Here is a 24,635-nt window from a genome sequence, read left to right on the forward strand (position 1 = left end):
CTCTCCCCGTCACCACAGTCCGCGGCGTGCCAGCGCCCGCCGCGCGGTCTCCCGCCGGGCCGTCGGTTCGGCCTCGAAGGCCGCCGCCACCCGCCCGGACACCACGCCGTGAGCCAGTCCCTGGGACGTGGTGAAGTACGCGTATTCCACTGCTTCCGTGTTCGCGGCAAGCTCGGTGGCCTCGGTGCCTCCTGTGCCGGCACGCTCCCCCGGGGTCGTCCCCCACGTGGCCACGGACGCCGCCGCGTAGGCACGCAGGGCGGCGTGGCCTCGGTCGGTGGGGACGATTCCCTCCGCCTCGATCACGAACGACAGCGGCTGCTCGCATGTCAGCGCGGTGAACAGGGCGATCATCAGCTCGTGGGTCACCGTGTCGCGCAGCGCCCCCGCACCGGCGTCGTCCAGCAGGTAGGACGCGAACGCCTCCTCCGCCGACAACCCGGGAGCGGTGTACGGGATCAGCCGGAACCGGGAGAAGTGCTGCGAGCCGAGGAATCCGGTGAGCAGGCAGGACTCCGTGGCACCGGCGTCCTGGAGCAGCTTCAGACTGCGCGGGAACGTGGTCGCGAGACTGCCTCCGCTGCCGGGCCGCCACACCTGGGAGCGCAGCCGGCGCGCGGTGATGTCCAGTTCGGCCAGGTCGACGGAGGCCAGGCACTCCAGCTCGCCGGGATCCGCCGCCACGCCCCCGGCGCCCTCCTCGGCGAGCCGGGCCCTCAGGTCCGTGTCCAGCAGAAGCCGTAGGAGCAGGTCGGTCAGCCGCTCGCCGTCCAGCGACGCGCCCGGCTCCACCGTGCTCACGCCACCTCCCCGCGCTGCCAGGCGGCGACAATGTCCCGCAGCCGCGCGTAGTTGCGCCGGGACTTCTCGACCAGTTGTCCGTCCTCGCGGTACATCGGGTCCTCGTAGGTCACCCCGAGGAGGTTCGGGCAACGCGGCAGCAGATACTCGGTGAGATCCACCTGCTCGTCCAACAGGACGCCGTGGTGCAGGTCGCGGAATCTGCCTCCCACGATCTGGCAGCCCGAAAGGTGCAGCTCCCGGCAACGGGCCAGGGGCAGCGCCTCGATCCCGTCGTACATGCTGCTTCCGGTACGTCCTCTCAGCCACTGGTAGCTGAGCAGATGGCCGACATCGAGCGTCACCCACACGTCGGCGTCCTGAGCCAGCCGGGCGAAGTACCCGAAGGCGTCCATGTGTCCGAGGACGAACGAGCCGCCTTCGGTGAAGCCGGGGAACTCGACATGCAGCGGCGGATCGAGCAGCCGGGCCGCCTCCGCCACGTTCCGGGTGGCGATCTCCAGCCCCGGCTCGGTCAGCGGCGGCGGGAGCGGATAGGGCATCGGTATGCCGCGCAGGCTCCAGATGCCCAGGTCCTCGACCACCCAGGAGAAGCCGTAGCGGGCGGCCAGTTCGTTGGTGAACTCGGCGGCCGGGCGGCGGTCGTAGCGCTCGGGCGTGCCCATGTTCAGCTCGGTCTGGTGGAAAGCGCGGGCCGACCCGGCAGGCAGCGCCTCGAAGAAGCGGTCGTACGCGCGCACGTAGTCGGCCGTCCGTACGCGGGCGCGCGAGCGCGGCTGGAACGCGAGGGCCGAGTAGGCGAAGTCGCCGCCGTGGCGGCTCAGGAAGGCGCGGACCCGGTCGGTGATGTCTCCGCCGCCGTCGTCGCTCTCCACGAATCCGACACCGCGCCTGCCGAGGCGTCCGCCGCCCCACGGCATGTCCATCAGTACCCCCAGGCCCATTCGACGCGGGGATTCGGTGACGGTGACGGTTCGGGCGCCGCCGGGTGCGGAGCGCGGCGGTTGTGTCATGACGAGCTCCTGGCTGAGGGGGCCGGGTCGGCCGAACGGGCCGGGTCGGGGGTGCCCGCTGCCGCGTCGGCCAGGCGGGCCAGCAGTCGGCTGCCACGGTCGGTGCGGGCCGTGAGCAGGCCGTCGGCGCCCTGTTCCACGTCGGTGCGGGGAAGCGCGTAGAACCGCTCGCGGACGACGTCGGCGAGGGTGACGCGGTCTGCCGTACGGTCGTCGGCGTGCGCGGGCACGGTGCGTACCCACGGGTGCGGGCGCAGGGCCGCGACGGCTGGCGCGCGACGGTCGTCCGGGGCGGGGCTGGAGGGTGCCGAGGCGTTCGTACGGCCCGGCCTGACGGTGCGGAAGGTCCGTATCAGCCGGTCCAGTGCCTCGGTGCGTGTCGGGCCGCCGCGGACCGCGAGCGGGCGGCCGACCCGGCCGGCCAGGTAGCTGAGCTCGGGGTTGCCCGCGAGGCGGTCCGAGGTGTCGAGGGCGAGGCCGTAGTCCTGCGGGCCGGTCACGAGTCTGCTGCCGGGCTCCGCCACCATCAGTTCCAGCGCGTCGATGTCGATCCGCCGCTCGTTGTCGACGAGGAAGCGCAGGGATGCCTCGAACTCGTCCGGCGTCTCGTCCAGGACCTGGCCCATCACGGTGAACCGGACGGCGATGCCCGCTGCGGCGAGGTTGTCGAGGATCCGCTGGTAGTCGGCCGCGCGCACGCCCCGCTCCAGCCGGTCCAGCAGGCGCTGCGAGGTGCCCTCGTAGCCGACCGCGATCATCGCGCAGCCGGCGGTGGAGAGGTCGTGGCAGAACGCCGGGTCGGTCAGGACGGCCTCCAGCCGGCTGCGTACGCCGAACCGGACCCGGATGCCACGGTCGCGTGTCGCACGCATGGCCTTCAGGATCAGCCGCAGGTTGGTGTTCTCGTCCGCGACCGACACGTACCGGGTGCCCGTGGCACGCACCACGGCCTCCACGGCGTCGGCGATCTGGGCCGCGGTGCCCTGCTGGTACCCGCCTTGCGGAAGCGACCGGTTGCCGTACGAGCAGAACGCGCAGCGTCCCCAGTAGCAGCCGACGCAGGAGACGATCGCGAGTTCCAGGGCGTCGTTGAGATAGGAGCGGAACGGCAGTCCGGTGAAGTCCGGAGGTCCGAGATCACGGAAGCGCAGGGTCACCGGGGGACCCGTGCGCGGCCCGGCATCGGAACGTGGCAGCCAGGTCATGCCGGGCACGGCGGCGAGCGGAAACGTCCCGTCCAGCGCGTCCAGCCAGCGTTCGAGCGGCTCCTCCCCGGCGGTTGTGCAGAGGGCGTCGACCGTTGCCCGGACGCCGGGCAGCCGGACGAGGCTGTCGTGACGGAGCATCACCTGCTGACCGCCCAGACAGATCCGGGTGTCCGGCGCCAACTGCCGGACCCAGGCGGCGATCAGCAGCGCGGGCGCGAGCTGGCTGAAGAAGGCCACAGACAGACCGACCACGCGGGGGCGATGCCGGCCGAGCAGCCCGGTCACCAGGCGGTGCAGCACTGCGACCGGTACGCCCGACGCGACGGGCGGCTCGTCCGCGGCCCGGCGTACGGCATCGTCGAGTCGGCCGAGGTCCTGCCAGGTCCGGGCCAGGAAGGTGTCGCGGACCAGTAGTTCGAGGGCCAGGGTGGCGAGCCGAACCGCGCGGTGGGGGCCCAGCTCGCCGACCGACTCCTTGTGCAGGACGTGGGCACGCAGCTCGCCGATGTGCGCGGCGAACACGTCGGCCACCGCTCGGTGATACCAGTGGCTCGCGGCCGTACCGTCGTCGCCCGCGTCCTGGGCCCGGACCGCGTCGTCCAGCAGCGTGGGACATCGCAGCAGCTCGTGGAGCACGGCGATGTTCAGGTCGGCCTGGTGAACCTGCCGAGCCCGGCGCCGCAGGTGGCCGGTCAGGTAGGGCAGGCTCAGATACGGGAAGAACCTGGCCTCGGTCTGCGGCGGAAAGATCAACAGGACGTCGGTGCGGGTACGGTCCACCGACCGGCTGGACGGCACGACCTGCCTCCTCGTCTCAACCGGTCTCGTCCGTCGGAGAGTTGCCGTGCTCCCGGGATTCCTAGTCGGGGATGTCGTCCGTGCTCTCCGCCGCGATGTAGGTGTACGTGTGGTACGCCGCGCCGAGCTTCAACTCGCTGGAATCGATCACCTGGAGTTCTTCGAGTTCACCGAATTCCTCATCGGCGAGTTTCTCAGGAGATGCAGCGGTCATGATTTTCTCCCCTTCGCAAATGTGCCGGGAATGTGCCGCGTGCCGTGTGCGGCGCCCCATGCTAGCCAGACGGCACGCGCGACAACAGCCCAAACGTCGTCGTTCGGGCTGAAGGGTGTTCGCCCAGGTCAGCGACTCATGGGGACACCGCACCACCGGATTGCGCAGCAACGACGCCAAATGACCATGACTCATAATCACCCCCGCCGCCGCGCACCTTGGGAAGATCAAAGGTCGAGGACAACGCCGTCGTGCTGCTGGAGGGCTGTTTGTACCGCCATGTCGATGCGGCCGTGGTCCGGGCGGCAGTCTGGCGTCCCGACCACCCGGTGGTCTGGCCGGACCTGACCGGCCCGTACGCGCACACGGAATCGTGGCGAGCATGGCTTCAACAGACGTGGCAGGCAACCGACTTCGCCACCGCGGTCGAGTTCTCCAGTCCGGACCTGGCGAGACGGGTGCGTCAGATATGCGTCGGCGAGCCGGTGCCGGACCTCGCCGTGCGGCGCGCGGTGCTCTCGGTGGTGCGCTACCTGCTGCGCGCCCGCTCACGTGCCACTCCGTTCGGTCTGTTCGCCGGTGTCGCCGCCGCCCGCACAGGGGCCGCTCCAGTGCTGCGCGCGGGCACCGGACACCGGGCGGTCACCAGACCGGAGGCGGCTTGGACCGCGGCTCTTGTCGACGGGTTGGAGGAACACCCTGCGCTCCGGCCCCGGTTGACGCTGCTCGCTTCCGGCCTCGCGTTCGAGCGCGACGGACGCCTGACGGTCGAGCACCGCGCAAGCAGTACGAACGACAATGGCCCGCTGCACGTGGGGATACGCGCGACGGGACCGGTCCGCATGGCCATGGACATCGCACGTGCGCCGGTCGCGTGGACAGTTCTTGCCGAAGCGCTCTCCGGCGGTTTCCCGGCCGCGTCGCCCACCGCGATCGAGACTCTGCTCGCGAACCTGGTACGACAGCGCTTCCTGATCACCAGTCTGCGCCCTGCGGTCACGGCCTCCGATCCGATCGCCGCCCTGCTCGGACAGATACAGCACCTGCCCGCGGCCGAAGCCGAAGTCGGCGAGTTGTGCGAGGTCGCGGCGGAACTGGCACGGCACGACGACGCCACCGTCGCCCCCGCGGGCGCCCGCGCCAAACGCGCACAGGTGACGGCCGCGATGACACGGCTCTGTCCCACCGCGAAACCCACGCTCGCCCTCGACCTGCGGCTGGACTGGGACCTGGTGATCCCGGAGGCGGTGGCCGAGGAGGCGGCGTCGGCCGCCGCCGTGCTCACGCGCCTGGCGCCACGGGCCGCGCTGAGCCCCGGATGGACTGCCTGGCACAGCCGCTTCCTCGAGCACTACGGCCCTGGAGCGGTGGTACCCGTCCTGAACGCCATCGACCTCCTCGGCTACCCGTCCGGCTACCTCGGGTCCACAGCCGCGTCGACGGGCCCGACGCTGACCGCACGCGACGGCCGGCTGCTGAGGCTCGCGTACACCGCCGCGACGCGTCGCCGCCACCACGTCCTACTCGATGACACCGCGATCGACGAACTGGCGGTGGTGGATCCCGGCAGGCCCGTGCAGCCGAGCACCGAGGTGACCGTGCGGATCCACGCCGCGAGCGTATCCGCCCTCGAACAAGGGGAGTTCGCGCTGCACGTCGTCGGGGTGGCCCGCGCGGCCGGAACGGCCACCGGGCGCTTTCTCCCCCTGTTCGACGCCGAGGACCGCCGCCGGATGACCGACTCGTACGCCGGTCTGCCCGGCGTACAACAGGACGCGCTGATCGCGCAGATCAGTACCACCCCGCTGTACATACGCTCGGTGAACGTCGCGCACGCCCCACAGGCGGCGGGGACGGTGATCCCCCTCGGCGACTACCACGGCCCGGACACGGACCAGGTACCCGTGACGGACCTGGCGGTGACCGCCGATACCGAGCGGCTGCACCTGGTCTCGGTCTCCCGCCGCCGCCCCGTGCACACGATGCTGCTGAACGCCGTGGATCTGACCCACCACACTCATCCGCTGGCACGGTTCCTGATCGAGGCACCGGTGGCACTGTCCGTCCCGTGCACCGGGTTCTCGTGGGGAGCGGCCGTGTCCAGCCTGCCCTTCCTCCCCGCACTGCGCTACGGACGCACCGTACTGTCGCCGGCCCGCTGGACACTCGGCGTCGACGACCTGCCCGACGTACGGACGCCGTGGCCGCAGTGGGACGAGGCCCTGGCCGAATGGCGCCGTGAGGTCCTCCTGCCCCAGCACGTGTACCTGGGCGACGGAGACCGGCGCATGAACCTGGATCTGGCGGAGTCCTCGCACCGGGTCCTGCTCCGTACGCACGTGGAGCGCGACGGCAGGGCACTGCTACGTGCCGCGCCGAAGCCCGGGGACCTGGGCTGGACCGGCGGGCGCGCCCACGAGATCGTCATACCCCTGGCCGCTGTGGGCCGGACCCGCGCACCCGTCAGCGCACCGGGCGACGTCGTCGGCCGGGAGTACGGCCGCCTGCCTGGCTGCGGCGACCTGCTCTCCCTCAGGCTGCACGGACACCGCGACCGTCATAACCCGCTCCTGACCCGGCATCTGCCGTCCCTGCTCGAGGAGTTGGGAGAACCCCGCTGGTGGTTCGTTCGTCACCGTGATCCCGAGGACCACCTACGTCTGCATCTGACCTGCGCGCCCGGTTCAGTCGGCACCGCTGTCGGGCAGATCGGCGAGTGGACCCGGCGGCTTCGGCACGCGGGCCTGATCACCCACACGAGCCTGGAGACCTACTACCCGCAGACCACGCGCTTCGGCGGCCCCGCGGTCATGGAAGCCGCCGAGGAGTATTTCGCCGCCGACTCCGCCGCCGTCCTCGCCCAACTGACCGCGCAGGCGGGGCGTGGAGCTCCCGACGTCCGTGCGGTGACTGCCGCGAGCATGGTGGACATCGCCGTCGGCCTGCTCGGGGACGACAGAAAGGCGATGCGCTGGCTGGTCGGGCACACCCACACGGACAGGAGCGCCCCACCCCGAGCGGTCTACGACGAGACCATCGCCCTGGCGACCGCCCCCCTCACGCCCCAGACCCCCGGAACTCCGGTGCTGGACGCGCGCGTCACCGCGAGCTGGTCCGCACGCCGCACAGCACTGGCCGCCTACCGCAGCGCGCTCGAGGGTGCGGGGACGCTGCCCCCTCAGGACCTGCTCCCGGACCTGCTGCATCTCCACCACGTCCGCATGTGCGGGCCAGGACTACCCGAGGAACGCGCACACCTGCACCTGGCCAGAGCCGCCGCACTGAGCTGGACGGCACGCGGCTGACTGGCCAGGGCCGCGCTTCCGCATCATCGGCAAGGCCTCACCGAGGGAATTCAGCGGCGCCGCACTCCGCGTACCTGCTGTGCGCGGTCGTCGCCAGAAAGCCGGAGGTCTGGACCGCCGCCCCGCAACTCGCCCGCGAACACAAGGAAACCGTCGCCGTCCTGGCCGACATCTCGCGCTACGTCCGCAGGACATCGACGCGTTCCTCGCAGCGCCGCCCGGGGACGACGCATCGCTTACATCACACCGCGTGCACCCGTCGCGGAAAAAGCCTGACTCGTCAGATACAGTCTTGTCAGATGAACTGCTCGCGTCCGGCGTGTCCCATTCTCGACCGAAGAGCCAGATGAAAATGCTCGATTCATCGTCCTCGACCCCGACCTCGACCTTCCGGTCGGCACCATGACCAAGACCTCCGACCCTCGTCACCGGCGAGCCGGAGTCGATGCTGATCGACGCCGGACTCACCCACGCGAACGCCACCGGCCCGCCGTCAGAATCCTCGATTCGGGCAGGCAGCCAACCACCGTGGACCGGATGAGCACGCCGCACCAGGACACCGGCTTCGCCGTTCCCGCTCCCGCCGTCCCGGCCGAGGCGGTCCGCCGCCCGTACGCCGGGAACATCCCTGCCCCCACGCAGAATGGATTACCCAAATGACCGACTTCACCAGTCGACGGCGACTCCTCGCCACCGGAGCGGGCGCCGCGCTCGGCCTCGGCACGCTCGGCTCCACCGCACCCCCCGCTGCGGCCGCCCCCGCCCCCGCCTCGTGGGGCTCCCACGCCGAGGAGACCAGGACTCTCGACGAACTGTATGAGGACGCCGTCGCCGAGGGCGGCAAGCTCGTGATCTACGCGGGCGGCGACCTCGCCAACTCGGGCAGCGGCGCCGGCGCCCGGACCGCCTTCCGCCAGCGGTTCCCGCAGATCGACCTCGACCTCATCGTGGACTACAGCAAGTACCACGACGTCCGCGTGGACAACCAGCTCGCGACCGAGACCCTGGTCGCCGACCTGGTTCAGTTGCAGACGCTGCAGGACTTCACCCGCTGGAAGCGCCAGGATCGGCTGCTGCGCTACAAGCCCGCCGGCTTCAGCAAGCTGCACAAGAAGTTCAGGGACCCGGACGGCGCCTGGGTGGCCGGTATGGTCATCGCCTTCAGCTACCTGTACGACGTGGCGGCGGCCGGAACCGACGCGCCGCAGACGCCGCTGGACCTGGTCGACCCGCGCTGGAAGGGCGCCATCGCCTCCTCCTACCCGCACGACGACGACGCGGTGCTCTACCTCTTCGCCCTCTACGCCAGGACCTACGGCTGGGACTGGGTGGCCGGCTTCGCCGCCCAGCAGCCGCAGTTCGCCCGCGGCTCCTTCTCCCCCGGCACCGCGGTCACCAACAAGGAGAAGGTCATAGGCGTCGGCACGGGCGGCAACCCGCTCGCCACCAGCCCGAACCGCTGGATGATGACCGACGGGCACCCCTTCATGGCGTGGGGACAGCGGCTCGCCATCATGAAGCAGGCCGCCAACCCCACGGCGGCCAAGCTCTACCTCAACTGGCAGCTGTCCACCGAGCGTCAGACCTCCAACAACTGGTCGGTGCGCACGGACATCGCGCCGCCCACCGGCCTCAAGCCGATCTGGGAGTATCCGAACGCCAACGTGGACGGGTTTCCCCGCTTCATGGAGGACCGGGCCCAGGTCGAGCAGCTGAAGCAGACCTTCGCCCTCTACTTCGGCGAGGTCAAGGGCGACCCGACACCCGGCTGGCCCGGTCTGCACCCGGGCGCCTGACCCCCAACAGAATGCGAGACCGTCCCACGGCCGCTGCCCTCGACACGGACACGTGGGTATGACCCGCTGCTCTTCTTCACCTGGAGAGTGCTTCTTTCCTTGCAGCTGACAGGACCCTCGACAAGTCCCACCGTTGCAGGTCAGCAGCACTCTCCAGTTATTTGATCAAGGCCCGGACAGGCCCGCTCACTAAAGCGCGAGGCCAGGAGCCGCCCCGGCGATCATGCAGCTCCGTGACACCTGATGGTGAGTCCTGCGATTCCCGTCGGTTGCTGCTGTCACGTAGGCGCGCGTGCCGGTGCGGACCCGGTCAGTCGGCGTCGGGCCTCTGCTCTGCCGGTCGCCGGGGTGGCGGCGCTGCGTTCGCTGCGGGCCGCCGGGCTCGGACCGGACAAGCGGGTGTTGGTCACCGGCGCCTCCGGCGGGGTCGGCCGGTTCGCCGTCCAGCTGGCGGCGCGGGCCGGTGCCCATGTGATCGCGTCCGTAGGCTCGACCGCCCGCGGGGAGGGGCTGGCCGAGGCCGGCGCCGACGAGGTTCTGATCGGACTGGAGGGACTTGAGCGACCGGTCGACGTAGTGATCGACAACGTCGGCGGCCCCCAACTCGTCCTGGCATGGAACCTGCTCACTCCGGGAGGCAGCGTGCAGAGCGTCGGCTGGACATCCGGAGAACCGGCGGCCTTTCCGCCCTATGCGACCGTCGGCCCGGCCAAGTCGCTGACCTCCTTCGTCATCGAAGGAGATGCCGGCGCGGACCTGGCCGTTCTCACCGAACTGGCCGCAGAGGGGGCCCTCAGCGTCGAGATCGGCCGGCAAGGATCCTGGGACCGCTTCGAGGAAGCGGCCGAGGCGCTTGGCGGACGTCGGATCTCCGGAAAGGCAGTCCCGGAGGTAGCGTCCGGTCAGATGCAGGACCGCGTTGTTGCCGGCCAGGACTCCGGAATCGGTGGTTCCCGGCCCATTGGTCATGCACACGTGCAGACCACCGACTGGGCCGGGTCCGCCGCGAGCCGGCGCCGTCGCGCCGGCGGAGGACGGCTGCCGTGCAGGGCACTCGGTTCGAGAGGCCCTGTCCGGGTCAAGGACCCCGGTGCGGATCAGGTCGGCTCCGGCAAGGAGCGCGCTGTCCCCTCTGTGCTCATGCGTCCGACCGGTGCCGCATCGCCGGACGCTCGGGGGATCAGTCCGATCAGTGCCGCACCGATGAGGCCGGGTACCGCGAGGGCGTAGAAGTTCCACTGGTACGCCAGCCCCGCCCCGATGATGAGTCCGAGCAGAGGTGGCGCGAGCATCGAGCCGAGGCGGCCGAAGCCCAGCGCCCACCCGAGTGCCGTGGCGCTCATCCGTACCGGATAGTGCTTGGAGACATAGGCGAGGACGAACGTCTGGGTTCCCATCGCGCCGACACCCCCCAGCGCGACGGCCGCGTACAGCACCGCCGTGGGCAGTCGCAGACTGAGGAGCACCACGGCCGCGCCGGCCAGGAGGGACGTGGCGACGATGACCGGCTTCGAGCCGAGCCGGTCGGCGGCCAGGGAGATGAGGAGTTGGCCGACGACGGCCCCGATGTTGAACATGAGGAGGAAGCCGAGTGCCGACCCGGAGGAGTACCCGGCCCGGCGCATGATCTCCGGGAGCCAGGTGTTGTACCCGTAGATCATGAACAGGCACAGGCACGACATGACCAGGAAGCAGAGCGTCGCCACGACGTAGTTCCGCGAGAACAGGGCCTTCACCGGCGACATGCTGTCCGGGCAGGCCGCGGTCGGCGACTGGGTCGGCGCCGTCGCGTCCTGCGGTGCGCTCTCGAGGCTGATGTCCCAGCGGTGAGCCGTCTTCTCCGCCTCGGTGTACCGGCCCTTCGCCTGGAGGAAGACGATCGACTCGGGCAGGTACTTCAGGGCCACGGGCACGATGAGGACCAGCGGGAGAAGCCCGAGCAGGAACATCGCCTGCCAGCCGAACCCTGGGATCACCGATATGCCCACGAGTGCGGCGATGATGCCGCCCACGGGAAAGCCGCTGAAGATGATCGCGAAGACCAGGTTGCGTGTTTTCGGGTGCGAGTATTCACCGCTGAGGGCACTGGCGGTCGGCAGTACGCCACCGAAGCCGAGGCCCGCGAGGAACCGGAAGAGCGCGAACAGTTCCGGGGACGTCGCGGTCGCGCACAGGCCTGTCATCACTGAGCACCAGGTCAGACAGGCGATCAGCGCCTTGCGTCGGCCCAGTACGTCGGTGAGCGTGCCGACGGTCGTGGCTCCGATGAGCATGCCGATCAGTGCGATCGAACCGATCAGCCCGGCACCGGCGGGGGTCAGTCCCCACCCGCCTTCGTGCAGCAGGGACGGGATGACAGCGCCGTAGATCACGACGTCGTATCCGTCGGCGGCGATGGCGAGCCCGCAGATTGCGAGGACCAGCAGGGTCACCGGAGGCCAGGCGGCCTGGCCGTGACTTCCTCCGCGACTGTCTTCGAGCATGGCAATTCCTCTCACGTGGCTTGCGGGTACGGGTTGCTTTCGCCCTTGGAGGTGGCGTGCGTACGTTCGTCGGTGCCAGCCGCCGCCCGATCGGAGCGGTGCCAGCCGCCGCCCGATCGGAGCGGTGCCAGGGCACGCATGCGGAGGCTCTGGGCACACGCAGCCCATCAGCGAGCGTCGTTGGCGATGGCCCCAACTGCATCGACTGCGGCTTGTCGCTAAGTGTGCACACTATTAAGCGGCTGTAAAGGCGTTGCGTACGGATGGCGACGCGAAATAGGAGTAAAGGGTGTGCAGGCTCTGGCACCGCGCGTTAATGTGTATGCACAGTGGGCATCCATGGATGTCTTGAGGCATGGTGCCGGAACCGGTGCGGGCCAGCGGTGCCCGGCCGACGGCTCGGCGAGGCCGGTTCCGATGGCGTCCCGGATCCGAAGCCGGGCACGCCGAACCCGCGCGGACTGTCTCTGCGGGTCCCTGAGGCCACACGCCGCGGCACGTGTGACTGGCCGTCCTCGGCGGTAGGCCGCCGCCCTCGTCGTCGCACGGATCTCGTTCCCATGCGACTGCGGTCACCACGGTGGCCGTTGCGGTTCATCTCGTCGCGATGGCGAGCAGTCGCCGCATGGGAGTCCGGGCATACGCACGACCGGGACGCCGCGACCTGGCGGCGGTCATGGCGCCGACTCGCTCGACGGAGCGACACCGTCGCCTCCGGTGAACGGCGGCGCGGTTACGGGCGGATGGGGAGCGGCTCGTTGCTTCGTGGCAGCCGCCGAGGCGAGTCGCGGGCGGTCACCGCCGAATTGCCGGGAGTACCCGGCGGGCACGCCCACTCCCGACGTTCACGATCTGCGCAGGGTGCGAAAGGGCTGGTCGGGTCAGCCCTGATGGCGCCTGCCGGGTGTAAGTCCGGTCAGGCGCCCTTCACACCATGCGAGCGGGCGCTGTTACGCGTCCCAGTCCTCCGGGCGTACGGTGAGCGCCACACGCCCGAGGCTGTTGTCGTCCTCCATGTAACGGTGGGCGTCGGCAGCGCGGGAGATGGGGAACGTCCGGTCGACCACCGCCCGGAAGCCGTTCTCCACCTGCGTCCACAGTTCCGCCACTGCTGCCGGGTTGCCCGTGCGCACCCCGATGATGCGGTGGCAGTCGGAGTACACACGCCGCAGATCGATCCCCACCTTGCCGCCGAGGAAGGCGCCCGAGGTGACCACCGCGCCACCTCGGGCCAGGGAGTCGATGGTGGCGTCCCAGACGTCCGGGTCACCGAGGTTGTCGACTGCGATGTCGACACCGCGACCTCCGGTGGCCTCGCGTACGCGCTTCACGAAGTCCGGTGCGTTGGTGTCCAGTACGAGGTCGGCTCCCGCCGCGGCCATGGCCGCGCGCTTGTCCGCCGAGCGGGAGGTCGAGATGACCTTCGCCCCCAGATGCCGGGCGTAGGCGGCCGTGGTGGAGCCGAGTGCGGAGGACGCGCCCTGGACGAGCACCCAGTGTCCCGGGCGGAGTCCGGCCTGGGTCATCTGGTTGGCGGCGACGGCTCCGAGGAGTGCGAGCGAAGCGGCCATGGCGGCCGGGATACCGTCCGGAACCCTGTGGACGTTGCGGGCCGGGACCGCGCAGTACTGCGCGTAGGCGCCGGGGCGATGGTTGCCTATGAGTGTCAGTTCGTCACAGACTTCCTCGCGGCCCTCGGCGCAGTAGGAACACCTGCCGCAGGCGACCGGAGGTATCACCGCCACGCGGTCGCCCACCCGCACCGAGTCCACGCCGGCCCCCAGAGCGGCGACGGTGCCGGCGTGGTCCGCACCCAGGATGTGGGGTGGATCGATCCTGACGTAGGGATGGTTGCCGGCGCGTGCCGTCAGGTCGAGCAGCCGTCCGATACCGACCGCGGCGACCTGGACGAGGACCTCTCCGGGGCCGGGGTGCGGTGTCTCCACCGTGGCCTGCTCCAGGACCTCGGGCGGTCCGAACCGGCGGAACAGCATGGCTCGCATGGTCGCGGTAACCGGCAGGGCCCGCGACCAGCCGAGCTCGGAAAGTGTCAACGTGTCGCTCATGACGCCACCACCCTGTTCTCCAGGCGGCCGATCCGCTCGATCTCGATGACTATGTCATCCCCGGGAGCCAGGAACTCCCCGCGCGGTACACCGCAGCCGGCCGGGGTACCGGTGAGGATGACGTCTCCGGGTTCCAGCCGGGTGATGCGGCTGGCCGCCGCTATCACCTCGGGGATCTTCACCATCATCTGGGCGGTGGAGGAGTCCTGCTTGAGCACCCCGTTGATGCTGAGCTGGATCCGCAGATCCTGCGGGTCGGCGATCTGCCAGGCGGGCACCAGTCCGGGGCCGAGCGGGCAGAAGCCGTCCTGCCCCTTGTGGCCGACCCAGTCGAACGTGAACGGCTCGGCGACCGGCTTCTCGGACCTGAGCCTGTCCCGGGCGGAGACGTCGTTCGCCACCAGGTAGCCGGCCACGTGGTCCATGGCCCGCTCGGGCGCGAGGTCACGGCCGCCGCGGCCGACGACCACACCGAGTTCGGCCTCCCAGTCGACGCGTGCACCCGGGTAGCCGGGCAGCGGCACCGGGTCCCCAGGTCCAGTCACGGTGGTCGTCGGCGGCTTGAGGAAGAAGAACGGGTCGCCCAGCTCGTCGGGGCGTTCGCAGCCCATCTCCGCGATGTGGTCCCAGTAGTTGGCGCCCGCACAGAGCACCTTTCCGGGATACGTCAGCGGCGGAGCCAGCCGCGCGTCCACGACGGTGGCGGACGCTGTCGGCGTCCAGTCACGGAACTGCGGTGCGAGCGACTCCCATCGGGCCAGCACCTCCATCAGCGTGAGGCCCTCGGTCCCGGGTGGACCCTGGACCACGACTCCGTCGGTGTACGCACCGACGGTGACCTTCTCCGAGTCGTCGACCCGGTACTGCACCAGCGACCATTCAGACGGTTTCATGTTCCCTCCGGCATGCGGCTCTCGTAGAAGCTCTCGAACCATAGTGGATACACATTGAGAGAGGAAGGGTCGCCTTCTGGGTATATGGCAACCTGCGGCGAGTGCGGTTCGTTGTACTGGTTCCAGCGAGGGTTCCGAGGTCTGCCGAGTTCAACGCTCGTGGTCCCGACCTCGGGATGGAAAAGCTTTCGTTGGATCCCTGGACGCCCAGCTGGCTCAGGTGTACACACTTACTGGGTGCCTGTGCGGGATGCGGGGTCACCAGAACAATGAGGAGTGCACATGTTGCGTGTCAAAGGTCTCTTGCACTACGGACTCCAGGTGCCGTCGCTCGAAACGGGCGCCGACTTCTACAGCGCGTTCGGACTGGAGGCGGCGGAGCGGGGCAACGCGGTGGTGGTCCGCTGCGACGGCCGGGAGCAGGACCAGACGGTGCTGACGGAGGGGCCGGTCAAGCGGCTGCACCACGTGGCGTTCGCGGTGGAGCCGGGTTCGCTCCCCGAGTGGCAGCGCCACCTGGAAGGCGTGGGTCTGAAGCTGCTGGACGCTCCTGCCGAGGTGCCCGGCGGGCTGTGGTTCCGCGACCATGAGGGGAACCTGGTCAACCTCCGGGACGAGGGGGTCGCCCCCTGGCGCGAGTTCGGAACCACGGACGTCCGGGACGCCAATGTCGGTGACCGGGTCCGCCGGATCGACCAGGCCCGCTGGGTGAACGCGGGCGAGAAGCCCAGTCCCCAGCGACTCGGGCACATGCTGATCTTCAGCTCCGATGTGAACGCGTCCGAGGCCTTCTACACCCGCACGCTCGGGCTGCGCCTGTCGGACCGCATCATCAACGGCGGGCCCGTCTTCATGAACTCGGGGCCCGGTGACCACCATGTCTTCGGATTCGTCCCGGGAACGCACCCCGGCCTGCATCACTCCAGCTGGATGGTCGCCGACATCGACCAGATCGCCATGGGCGCGCGGAACATGGCCTCCGTGGGCTACGCGAAGGGCTGGGGCCTGGGCCGGCACACCCTCGGCTCGAACCTCTTCCACTACATCCAGGACCCCTGGGGCAGCTGGATCGAGTACTCCGGGGACATGGACTGCATCACCGAGGACTGGCAGCCGAACGACTGGGACTGCCCGGCCGCGGTCTGGAGTCCCGAGATGCCGGCCGACTTCATCACCAACCAGGAAGACAAGCCCGTCTGACCCTGGTCGTGTGACCGCCGGAACCTCACCGTGCCTGCCGGCTCCATGTCCCTGCCACCCAGACCCGAAGGAACCAGCCCATGCCGAGTCCGGAGAGTTCTTCATGTTTCCCGCGCTGAGCGCGCCGAACCCGCCCGGCCGCCCCTCCCGGCAGCTCACCGTGGGCGTCTTCCCTGGAGCCGGCGTCGTACATCTTCACCACGCCCTCGACTCCGGGTTCTTCCAGCAGGCCGGGCTGGAGGTGAACCTCGTGCAGGTGGTCTCCTCCGACCAGCAGCTGACGGGCTGGAACGACGGCGACTACGACATCATGCACACTTCCCCCGACCACCTGCTGCGCGGGCTGCTGCAACGGGACCCGGTGGCCGTCCGGGCCGAGGGCATCGGCGAGCTCGCTGTGCACCGGCGTCGCGGAGCCCCTCCTGCGACAGGCCGGTGGGCCGTCGACAACGCGCACAGCGCCTTCGCGTTCGTGCTGCGAGCCGTACTCACCGACATCGCCGCCTCGCCGGTGACCGACGACCGACTCGTCCCCGTGGGCGGTACGTCGCAGAGGTTCAAGGCCCTGCTGTCGGACGCCGTGGACGGCACCACACTCCATCCGCCGTTCGACGTCCTCGCGGCCGAGCAGGGCTTTCCTCGCGTCGGCGGCCACCTTCAGGTCGTACCCGACCTCATCACCAACGTGGTGGTGGCCTCACGTGACATGGCGACGACGTGGCACACCCGTGCCTATGTCGAGGTCTGCCGCAGGAGCACCGAGGAACTGCTGGCCTCCGGTGCGCCGGGCGTCGAGGCGGCCCTGCTGCGGCACGGTATGCCCGCGCCAGCCGCCCGGGCCGCGCTCCCCGGACTCCTCGGGCCCGCCGGCCTCTCGACCTCGCCCGAGGTGACACTGCGCGGTATGGAGGCGGTGGCCGACCTGCGCCGTCGCTTCATACCTGACTGGCAACCCGTCTTCCCACTCACCTCCCTGATCGGCCCCGGTCAGGAACGCTGACGCGGGCCGTCCGGCCCGTAACCCCATCAGGTGGATACAGTCGTGCACCTTCCGAGGCCGGCCGGGGACGGGTGTGGCGTTTCTCCAGGTGGAGTTGGGCGGGGGCTCGGTATCGGCTGCATACACCTGGGTAGAATCCCCGGCGTGAGTAGGAGCAGAAGCGAGTCCCGCCAGGAACAGCGGTCGGCTGACGACGAGGGAGAGGTGCGGGCCGAGTCCGTGCCGCCGGGCGAGAGTCCCACGGCCCCCGCGGGCGGCCGCCGACTTGCTCTCGACGTCCACGGGCGCTTGCGCGCCATGATCCTGAACGGGGAACTGCCACCGGGATCGGCCCTGCTCCAGGCCGAGATGGCCCGGAAGCTGGGCGTCAGCCGCACACCCATGCGCGAGGCGTTCCGGCTGCTCCAGGAGGAGGGGCTCATCGACGCGCGGCCCGACCAGCGAGCGCGGGTGCGGTCGGTGGATCCCGAGGACCTGGACGCCGTCTACGGGGCCCGCATCATGCTGGAAACGCTCGCTGTCAGTATGACCGCCAAGTCGTTCACGGCTGCCGACACGAAGCGCATGGGTGAGGCCCTGGAACGGATGAAGACGTTGACGGTCGACGACCATCCGGACGAGTGGCACGCGGCGCACCACGAGTTCCACAGCATCGCCACCCAGGCGGTGGGACCACAGCTGCAGCGGATGATCGCCTCGCTCGGAGAACACAGCGAGCGCTACATCCGCCTGGCACAGCTGGGCGCGCCCGCCTCGTGGGGGAAGGCGTACGCGGAGCACGAAGCGCTTCTTGAGGCGTTGCGGTTGGGCGACCCGGCCGAAGCCGCGCGCGTGGTCGCCCGCCATCTGGCACGTACCGCTCTGAGCGTGCTGGCGGACATCGCCCCCGAGTACGAACCCGCGACCACTCGCGCGGCCCTGGGGCTCGCGGGCAACGGTCAGTCCTGACGCTCCCGCACTCTTCGAAGGTCACAGTTCCTCGCTGATGGCCCGCGCCACCAACCGCAGCGGTTGGGCCAGTTCCGTCAGCCTGCCCCTTGGGCAGCGGGCGGACGGCGCCGCCACGGCGACGGCGGCCAGGGCCGTACCCGTGCGGTCGCGGACACACACACCGACCGCGTTCACACCCTGCTCGCTCTCCTGGAGGTTGAGGGCCCAGCCGGTGCGGCGGATCGTCGTCAGCTCGGCCACCAGGCGTTCGACGTCCTCCGGCGTCCTGGCTCCTTGTCCGGGCAGTCCGTTGAGGTAGAGCGCCCGGAGTCGCTCCGGCGGAAGCTCGGCGAGCAGTGCCTTGCCGCCCGAGGTCACGTGGGCGGGCAGGAGCGCGCCCGTGCGGTAGCCGACCCGCAGCGCCTGCGGACCTTCCACTCCGTCCAGGAACCGGGCTCCGTTGCCCTCCAGCACCATCAGGTGGGTGGTCTCGCGGACCGTGTCCGACAGGCGCTGCAAGTGGGGACGGGCAAGGGTGATCAGGTCGGGAGGCGGCACGGCCTGGCTCCCTCTGATCGCCCGTAGGGCGGGCCCCGGTCGGTAGGCCTTGTGGCGGCCCTGTTCCGCGAACCCCTCGAACACGAGCATCGCCAGGATCCGGTGGGCCGTCGACCGGGCGACGCCGAGCCGGTCGGCGACGTCCATGACGCGCAACTCACCGTGCTCGTGCAGGAGTCGGACGGCACGCAGGGCGTTGCCTGCGGCGCTCACTGGATACGAGGGGGGTGGACCCGCCAGACCCGCAAGATTCTGCATAGAGGAATTGTATCCGCAAGATATTCCAGCCAGGGGAATGCGTGAGTACTGTCGGCGACATAGGCAAACTGTGCACACTTTGAGCGGGCTGCCTTCGTGTATGCCCTGGAGGTTGCGGTGACCGACACAGCAGACAAGCTGATCCAGCGTAATCAACTTGATGAACTGTATGCAGATTTCGAGGATGCGGGACTGATACCCCTGTGGAACCAGCGCGACGACCTCATGCCGACGTCGCCACAGCCGGCCGCGGTCCCGCACCTGTGGCCGTGGGCGCGGCTACTGCCGATCGCGGAGCGTTCCGGGCAGTTGGTGCCGGTGGGGCGGGGTGGTGAGCGCCGGGCGATGGCGCTGTCCAACCCGGGACTGCCCGGACTGCCGTACGCCACCCCCACACTGTGGGCCGCGATCCAGTACCTGGGGCCGCGTGAGGTCGCTCCCTCCCACCGGCACAGCCAGGGCGCCTTCCGATTCGTCGTCGACGGCGAGGGCGTGTGGACGAACGTCGACGGCGACGCGGTGGCGATGCGTCGCGGCGACCTGTTGCTGACCCCGAGCTGGGCCTTCCACGAACACCAGAACGTCACTGACGAGCCGATGACCTGGATCGACGGCCTCGACATCCCGCTGGTCTCCCAACTGGACGCCGGCTTCTTCGAGTTCGGCCCCGACGAGCTGTCCACCCGCGTCACGCCCGCGCGTTCGCGCGGTGAGCGGCTGTGGGCCCATCCGGGCCTGCGTCCGATCGGCCAGCCCGACCGACCCAACTCCCCGCTGGCCGCCTACCGCTGGGAACACACCGACGCCGCGCTCACCGCACAGCTGGAGCTCGAGTCCGAAGGAGTCGCCGGCGTGATCGAGCCGGGGCACGCCGGGGTCCGTTTCTCCAACCCCACCACCGGCAAGGACGCCCTGGTCACCATGCGCACCGAGATGCGCCGGCTGCGGGCGGGGACACGGACCACTCCGGTGCGCACGGTCGGCTCGGCGGTCTGGCAGGTCTTCGACGGCGAGGCGACCGCCCACGTCGGCGACAAGGTCTTCGACGTCGTCAAGGGCGACCTGTTCGCCGTCCCGTCCTGGTGCGAGGTCACGCTCACCGCGCACACCCAGGTGAATCTCTTCCGCTTCAGCGACGAGCCCGTCTACGAGGCCCTGGGCCTCGCCCGAACCTCACGAGGAGAACAGAAGTGAAGCTCGCCACCATCCGCATCGACGGCACCACCCGCGCCGTCCGCATCGACGAGGACACCGCGGTGGACCTGGGAGAAAGCGACCTGGTCGACTTCCTGCGCCGCCCCGACTGGTCCGCGCGGGCCGCGAACGCCGCCGGCGACCGCTACGAAGGCCCCCTGGACTACGCCCCGTTGGTCATGAGGCCGGAGAAGGTCGTCTGTGTCGGCCTCAACTACCGCAACCACATCCTGGAGATGGGCCGGGAGCTGCCCCAGTACCCCACCCTCTTCGCCAAGTACGCACGGGCGCTGGTCGGCGCGTACGACGACGTGATCCTGCCCGTCACGGCCACGCAGATGGACTGGGAGGCCGAACTCGCCGTGGTGATCGGGACCGAGGTGCGGCACGCGGACCCGGAGCAGGCGCGCGCCGCGATCGCCGGATACACGGTGCTCAACGACGTCACCGCCCGGGACTGGCAGTTCCGCACACCGCAGTGGCACCAGGGCAAGACCTTCGAGGCCACGACACCCGTGGGGCCATGGCTGGTCACCGCCGACGACCCCGCTGTGGCCGCCAAGGGCCTCGGCCTGGCCTGCGAGGTCGACGGCGACACCGTCCAGAAGGCCGACACCGGTGACCTCGTCTTCGACCCCGCCGCCCTTGTCGCCTACGTGTCCGAGGTCGTCACCCTCGCTCCCGGCGACGTGATCGCGACGGGAACCCCGGGCGGTGTCGGGCACGCCCGCAAGCCGGCTCGTTACCTGCGGGACGGTTCCGTGCTCGTCACCCGGATCGAGGGGATCGGCGAGTGCCGCAACACCTGCCGCAGGGAGGTGCGGTGAGCGGCCGGCCGGACGCGATGCTGGAGTGGCTGGCGAAGGGTACTGCCGCTTTCGAGGCCGCTGTGCACCGGGCGACCGACGCGAGCCTCGTCCGACCTTCTTACCTGCCGGGCTGGAGCCGGGCGCACGTCGTCGCGCACATGGCACGCAACGCGGACGCGCTGCTCAATCTCCTGAACTGGGCTCGCACGGGTGTCGAGACACCGATGTACGCCAGTCCCTACCAGCGTGCCGGCGAGATCGAGGAAGGGGCCCGTCGCCCGGCCGACGCACTGCGCGCGGACCTGCTCCAGGCCGACGGCCGACTCGCCGGGGAACTCGACGCGTTGCCCGACACGTGCTGGGAGGCGACCGTCCGGACCGCCAGGGGACGCGAGGTGCCGGTCCGGGAGGTCCCCTGGATGCGGGTGCGGGAGGTGTGGGTCCACGCCGTCGACCTGGACAACGGCACGAGCTTCGACGACGTCCCCCGTGAGGTCTGCGCTGCCCTGGTGGACGACGTGGCAGCCGGCTTCCGGGCTCGCACCGACATGCCTCCCGTCGAGCTACGGGCCGAGGACTGCCGTCGCACGTGGCTCCTGGGCGTGCCCGGTGCAGCGAAGGCGGTCCCGGTGACCGGTGACCTCTCCAGCCTGGCCGCCTACGCCACCGGCCGGCCCGTACCAGGTCCTCTGTACGCCGTTGGCGGATCCGTACCGGGACTGCCGGCGTGGCTGTGAACCCGAAGGACGACGTCGACACCCCGTGCGGCTGAGCTCCGCCCGGGTTGTACACCACGTGGCTGTCGCTGTACGAGCGGGACGGCGCCGGTGTCCGGCGGTCGCCGCGGTGGCGGGGGGTCGGCGGCATGACCGGCGGAGCCATGACGCGGGGCCCGCGTGGGAGCCGACCAAGCGATGCCCGCGCGGGTCAACCCCCAGGAGCACAGGAGCAGCTTGGCCTGTTCGAGCCCGTACGACGCTCCCGCCGGGCGCTGTTGGGCGAGTCCGGCCGCCCGCGTCCGAGCGACGCGTCGTCCACCACCTCGTTGACCAGGCCCCAGAAAAGGGGCTTCCGCGGCGGTCAGATCGAGGTCGAGCGCGCCCTGCTGTCCGATGGCGCGAGGCAGTAGGCCACCCCGCAGTCGGCCGTCAGGCCCACGCCGACGGATGTGCCCCAGGGTCAGTTGTCACCCGCGTCCGGTCCGGCGCCGCAACGCCGCCGGACCGGCGCGGAGCATGGCCCTGTGGAGGGCGTCATGGTCGGGTGAGGCGGGCAGGTGGCCGCGGACGGGGCTTCGAAGGACTGGACCAGCAGGGCGACGACACGCCGCCAGGCGTCAGGGGCGGCGTCGCCGGTGGCGTTGACGACACCGGCGTTGCGCCGTCGCTCCAGCGCCTTGGCGGTGGACGGAAGGTCGTGGTCAGGACGTCGGCGAAGCCGCTGTCGGCGGCCTGCATCGCACAGGCGGTCTCGATGTAGCCGACGAAGCCGCGCCAGGGGCCGGGGTCGTCCAGGGCGACGGCGACCGCGTCGGCGTAGGCGTCCGTGCGCTCGATGAAGACGGCGTCTACCAACTCCTCCTTCGTGGGGAAGCGGCGGCACATGGTGATGCCCCCCACCCCCGCCTCACGGGCTGCGGAGGCCCTCGATGCACCCAGACCGTCACGCGCGAAATCCTTGCGCGCGGCGACGGTGATCCGTTCACGGTTGCGCTCGGCGTCGCTGCGGGCGGGCCTGGGCAGCAGGACCGTCGGGATGCCGGGCGGTAGGGGGCACCGGGGAGTCCAGCAATCGGATTGCCCTATCCATTTTTAGTGGTACGGTGACAGCGGCAAACCGGAGCGGCCTATCCGGATCCCGATATGGATAGGTCTATCCGGATACCCTTCTCCTGCGACCAGCTTTTTTTGGAAAGGATCGCTGTGACCAGCATCGCCATCGTTGGAGCCGGCCCCCAGATGGGTCTGGCCATCGCCCGTACCTTCGGCTCCCAGGGCTTCGACGTCGCCCTGATCTCCCGTAACCGCGAGAAGCTCGAGGGTCTTGTCGACAAGCTTGCCGCCGACGGCGTCACCGCCGCCGCGTTCCCTGCGGACGTGCTCGACCGCGACGCGCTCACCCAGGCGCTCAAGGACGCCGCCGCGCGGTTCGGCGGGATCGATGTCCTGGAGTACTCCCCGGTGGGGTCGTTCGGTGTCATCAAGCTGACCGCTCCGGCCGAGACCGAGCCGTCTCATGTGGAGTTCGAGATGAACTTCCAGCTCTACGGAGCCATCGCTGCCACCCGGGCGGTACTGCCGGCGATGCGGGAGGCCGGCGCGGGCACCCTGCTCTACACCACCGGCGCCGGTTCGATCTGGCCCGACCCGCGGGTCGCCAACGTCAACGCCGCCGCCGCGGCGCTGCGCAACTGGGTGATGAACCTGCACAAGGAGCTGGACGGCACCGGCATCCAGGCCGCCCACATCGGCATCGACTCATCGATCGGCGCCTCCGTCATCCCGGGCGTGGAGGCGGCCCAGCCCGCGCAGATCACGCCCCTCTACTGGCAGCTGCACACCACCAAGCGCGACGAGGCCGAGCTCGTCTTCCGTCTCGATGCCGAGGGCTTCCCCCGCGCCTGACACCGCGCCGGCTCTACTGACCCGGCCCCCCTCGTCGAACCCCGAGGGCATCGCGGCCTCCCAGGGCCGCCGGTGACACGGCATCAAGCACTCCCAGATCGCCCACCACGCCGACCACCGGACTCTCGCCCCACCCCACCCCACCGAGGAGGCTTCATGACCTATGCCTACGACCCCGAGATCACACCCTGGCTCGAGATGCTCCCGAACGGGCCTTTCGCCGACTTCCGTGAACTGCGCGCCACGGGTGAGGCAGCGGTCCGAGCCGGCCTGCCGACCTATGAGCCGGACATGCCGATCAGCGTCCAGGACGTCACCGTTCCCGGACCCGACGACGCACCCGACGTGATGGTCCGCGTCTACGCTCCCGCCGAGCGGGACGGCCTCCTGCCCGGCCTGCTGTTCCTCCACGGCGGCGGGTTCATCATGGGCAGCGTCGAGCAGTTCGACGCCACCGCCACCCGCATCGCCGCCGAGGTCGGCACCGTCGTGGTCTCCGTCGAATACCGGCTCGCCCCCGAGCACCCCTTCCCCGCCGGGCTGGAGGACTGCTACGCCGCCCTGGCGTGGACCGCGAAGTCGGCGAGCGAACTGGGCATCGACCCCGACCGGCTCGGCATCGCCGGGGAGAGCGCGGGAGGCGGCCTCGCCGCCGCGGTGACCCTCCTCGCCCGCGACCGCGGCGGACCCGCGCTGTGCTTCCAGTACCTGGGCGTCCCCCAACTCGACGACCGCCTCCAGACACCGTCGATGCGCACCTACGACGACGTACCGCTCTGGAACAGCCTTGCAACACAGGTCAGTTGGGACTGCTACCTCGGCGAGGGCCGACGAACCGCCCCTGGCGTCTCCCCCTACGCCGCACCCGCACGCACCGAGGACCTGTCCGCACTGCCTCCCGCGTTCATCTCCGCCTGCCAGTACGACCCGCTCCGCGACGAGGACATCGACTACGCCCAGCGCCTCGCCCACGCCGACGTCCCCACCGAACTCGTCCTCTACCCCGGCGTCCTGCACGGAGGCCTCATCCCCGAGTCCGCGATGGGCGAGCGCGTGCTCGCCGACATGCTCGCGGCGCTGCGCCGCGGCCTCGGCGCACAAGGCAGTTGACGACACCCCTCCGGGCCCCTGACGGCATCGCGACGCCACTGACCGGATTGATCTGCCCACAGTGTCGGCCGATGCCCGCCGAAGAGAATTCCGCGATCTGCCGGCCCGACCGAGCCACCGCACCGGATCCCGGCGCTCCGCCGCCGTCGCCTGGACCCGCTCGACGTCAACGGTCTCTGCAGCCGCCGCCAGCACAGCAGGCCGTACGCGTAACTGCGGACCGAGCCAGGCCGGTTCCTCGCCGCGAAGTCCCGGGGATACTCCGGCGGTCCTGCGACCGGGAGAAACGAAGGCCCCTGTCCGAATCGCCGCGCGGATGGCGCTGCTCGAGTCGGGCCCGGTCAAAGGGCTCGTACGGCCCACACCGTGGAGGCG

19 protein-coding genes and 1 pseudogene are annotated in these 24,635 nt (G+C 70.2%); 11 read left to right on the plus strand and 9 right to left on the minus strand.

What is annotated here, in order from left to right:
* Window positions 1–9: 9 nt before the first annotated feature.
* The 4 genes from STRTUCAR8_RS07600 to STRTUCAR8_RS52380 form a co-directional block, all read right to left on the minus strand.
* Window positions 10–801, minus strand: a complete 792-nt coding sequence (locus tag STRTUCAR8_RS07600; RefSeq protein WP_006374953.1) for a hypothetical protein — start codon at window positions 799–801, stop codon at window positions 10–12.
* A complete protein-coding gene (locus STRTUCAR8_RS07605; RefSeq protein ID WP_006374907.1) occupies window positions 798–1,814 on the minus strand; it encodes a multinuclear nonheme iron-dependent oxidase in 1,017 nt (338 codons plus the stop codon). Before STRTUCAR8_RS07605 ends, STRTUCAR8_RS07600 begins: the two co-directional genes overlap by 4 nt.
* On the minus strand, window positions 1,811–3,820 hold the full coding sequence (locus STRTUCAR8_RS07610; protein ID WP_006374947.1) for a B12-binding domain-containing radical SAM protein: 2,010 nt from the start codon (window positions 3,818–3,820) through the stop codon (window positions 1,811–1,813). Before STRTUCAR8_RS07610 ends, STRTUCAR8_RS07605 begins: the two co-directional genes overlap by 4 nt.
* A 61-nt stretch (window positions 3,821–3,881) precedes the next feature.
* Window positions 3,882–4,034: a hypothetical protein gene (locus STRTUCAR8_RS52380; protein ID WP_006374937.1), complete on the minus strand. Its 153-nt coding sequence runs from the start codon at window positions 4,032–4,034 to the stop codon at window positions 3,882–3,884.
* 218 nt (window positions 4,035–4,252) lie between these two features.
* On the opposite strand from STRTUCAR8_RS52380, the gene STRTUCAR8_RS07615 reads away from it, so the two are divergent.
* The 3 genes and pseudogenes from STRTUCAR8_RS07615 to STRTUCAR8_RS53985 form a co-directional block, all read left to right on the plus strand.
* Window positions 4,253–7,339, plus strand: a complete 3,087-nt coding sequence (locus tag STRTUCAR8_RS07615) for a lantibiotic dehydratase (protein WP_199791672.1) — start codon at window positions 4,253–4,255, stop codon at window positions 7,337–7,339.
* Window positions 7,340–7,995: 656 nt separating this feature from the next.
* Window positions 7,996–9,135, plus strand: coding sequence for an ABC transporter substrate-binding protein (locus STRTUCAR8_RS07620; protein ID WP_006374944.1), 1,140 nt, complete (start codon window positions 7,996–7,998; stop codon window positions 9,133–9,135).
* A gap of 243 nt (window positions 9,136–9,378) precedes the next feature.
* Window positions 9,379–10,008: pseudogene (locus STRTUCAR8_RS53985) on the plus strand (zinc-binding dehydrogenase); the annotation flags it as partial.
* A gap of 224 nt (window positions 10,009–10,232) precedes the next feature.
* On the opposite strand, the gene STRTUCAR8_RS53990 reads toward STRTUCAR8_RS53985, so the two are convergent.
* The 3 genes from STRTUCAR8_RS53990 to STRTUCAR8_RS07640 form a co-directional block, all read right to left on the minus strand.
* The gene (locus tag STRTUCAR8_RS53990; protein WP_006374943.1) at window positions 10,233–11,618 is read right to left on the minus strand and encodes an MFS transporter; all 1,386 of its coding nucleotides are present in this window, start codon (window positions 11,616–11,618) and stop codon (window positions 10,233–10,235) included.
* Window positions 11,619–12,568: 950 nt separating this feature from the next.
* Window positions 12,569–13,684, minus strand: coding sequence for an alcohol dehydrogenase catalytic domain-containing protein (locus tag STRTUCAR8_RS07635; protein WP_006374916.1), 1,116 nt, complete (start codon window positions 13,682–13,684; stop codon window positions 12,569–12,571).
* A complete protein-coding gene (locus tag STRTUCAR8_RS07640; RefSeq protein ID WP_044471801.1) occupies window positions 13,681–14,577 on the minus strand; it encodes a fumarylacetoacetate hydrolase family protein in 897 nt (298 codons plus the stop codon). The genes STRTUCAR8_RS07635 and STRTUCAR8_RS07640 overlap by 4 nt, the downstream gene beginning before the upstream one ends.
* A gap of 282 nt (window positions 14,578–14,859) precedes the next feature.
* Here STRTUCAR8_RS07640 and STRTUCAR8_RS07645 point away from each other — a divergent pair, with 282 nt between their 5' ends.
* The 3 genes from STRTUCAR8_RS07645 to STRTUCAR8_RS07655 all read left to right on the plus strand — a co-directional run bounded on the left by STRTUCAR8_RS07645 (window position 14,860) and on the right by STRTUCAR8_RS07655 (window position 17,725).
* A complete protein-coding gene (locus tag STRTUCAR8_RS07645) occupies window positions 14,860–15,777 on the plus strand; it encodes a VOC family protein (RefSeq protein WP_006374909.1) in 918 nt (305 codons plus the stop codon).
* 103 nt (window positions 15,778–15,880) lie between these two features.
* Window positions 15,881–16,777, plus strand: a complete 897-nt coding sequence (locus STRTUCAR8_RS07650) for an ABC transporter substrate-binding protein (protein WP_006374960.1) — start codon at window positions 15,881–15,883, stop codon at window positions 16,775–16,777.
* A 144-nt stretch (window positions 16,778–16,921) separates the two neighbouring features.
* On the plus strand, window positions 16,922–17,725 hold the full coding sequence (locus STRTUCAR8_RS07655; RefSeq protein ID WP_006374942.1) for a GntR family transcriptional regulator: 804 nt from the start codon (window positions 16,922–16,924) through the stop codon (window positions 17,723–17,725).
* A 21-nt stretch (window positions 17,726–17,746) separates the two neighbouring features.
* Here the strand turns inward: STRTUCAR8_RS07655 and STRTUCAR8_RS07660 are convergent, their stop codons facing one another.
* Window positions 17,747–18,523, minus strand: coding sequence for an IclR family transcriptional regulator (locus STRTUCAR8_RS07660; protein ID WP_044471802.1), 777 nt, complete (start codon window positions 18,521–18,523; stop codon window positions 17,747–17,749).
* 117 nt (window positions 18,524–18,640) lie between these two features.
* Between STRTUCAR8_RS07660 and STRTUCAR8_RS07665 the strand changes: the two genes are divergently transcribed.
* Genes STRTUCAR8_RS07665 through STRTUCAR8_RS07675 form a run of 3 tightly spaced genes read left to right on the plus strand, consistent with a single transcriptional unit; the run spans window position 18,641 to window position 21,263 of the window.
* Entirely contained in the window at window positions 18,641–19,717 is a 1,077-nt protein-coding gene (locus tag STRTUCAR8_RS07665; protein ID WP_006374935.1) for a cupin domain-containing protein, read from the plus strand.
* Window positions 19,714–20,544, plus strand: coding sequence for a fumarylacetoacetate hydrolase family protein (locus tag STRTUCAR8_RS07670; protein ID WP_006374933.1), 831 nt, complete (start codon window positions 19,714–19,716; stop codon window positions 20,542–20,544). Before STRTUCAR8_RS07665 ends, STRTUCAR8_RS07670 begins: the two co-directional genes overlap by 4 nt.
* On the plus strand, window positions 20,541–21,263 hold the full coding sequence (locus STRTUCAR8_RS07675) for a maleylpyruvate isomerase family mycothiol-dependent enzyme (protein WP_006374957.1): 723 nt from the start codon (window positions 20,541–20,543) through the stop codon (window positions 21,261–21,263). The genes STRTUCAR8_RS07670 and STRTUCAR8_RS07675 overlap by 4 nt, the downstream gene beginning before the upstream one ends.
* 516 nt (window positions 21,264–21,779) lie before the next feature.
* Here the strand turns inward: STRTUCAR8_RS07675 and STRTUCAR8_RS53995 are convergent.
* The gene (locus STRTUCAR8_RS53995; RefSeq protein WP_006374958.1) at window positions 21,780–22,145 is read right to left on the minus strand and encodes a hypothetical protein; all 366 of its coding nucleotides are present in this window, start codon (window positions 22,143–22,145) and stop codon (window positions 21,780–21,782) included.
* 303 nt (window positions 22,146–22,448) lie between these two features.
* On the opposite strand from STRTUCAR8_RS53995, the gene STRTUCAR8_RS07685 reads away from it, so the two are divergent.
* Both STRTUCAR8_RS07685 and STRTUCAR8_RS07690 read left to right on the plus strand, forming a co-directional pair.
* A complete protein-coding gene (locus STRTUCAR8_RS07685; protein WP_006374934.1) occupies window positions 22,449–23,150 on the plus strand; it encodes an SDR family NAD(P)-dependent oxidoreductase in 702 nt (233 codons plus the stop codon).
* Window positions 23,151–23,306: 156 nt separating this feature from the next.
* Window positions 23,307–24,260: an alpha/beta hydrolase gene (locus STRTUCAR8_RS07690; RefSeq protein WP_006374921.1), complete on the plus strand. Its 954-nt coding sequence runs from the start codon at window positions 23,307–23,309 to the stop codon at window positions 24,258–24,260.
* Window positions 24,261–24,635 lie beyond the last annotated feature (375 nt).

This window comes from Streptomyces turgidiscabies Car8, from assembly GCF_000331005.1.
GTDB classification, from domain to species: domain Bacteria; phylum Actinomycetota; class Actinomycetes; order Streptomycetales; family Streptomycetaceae; genus Streptomyces; species Streptomyces turgidiscabies.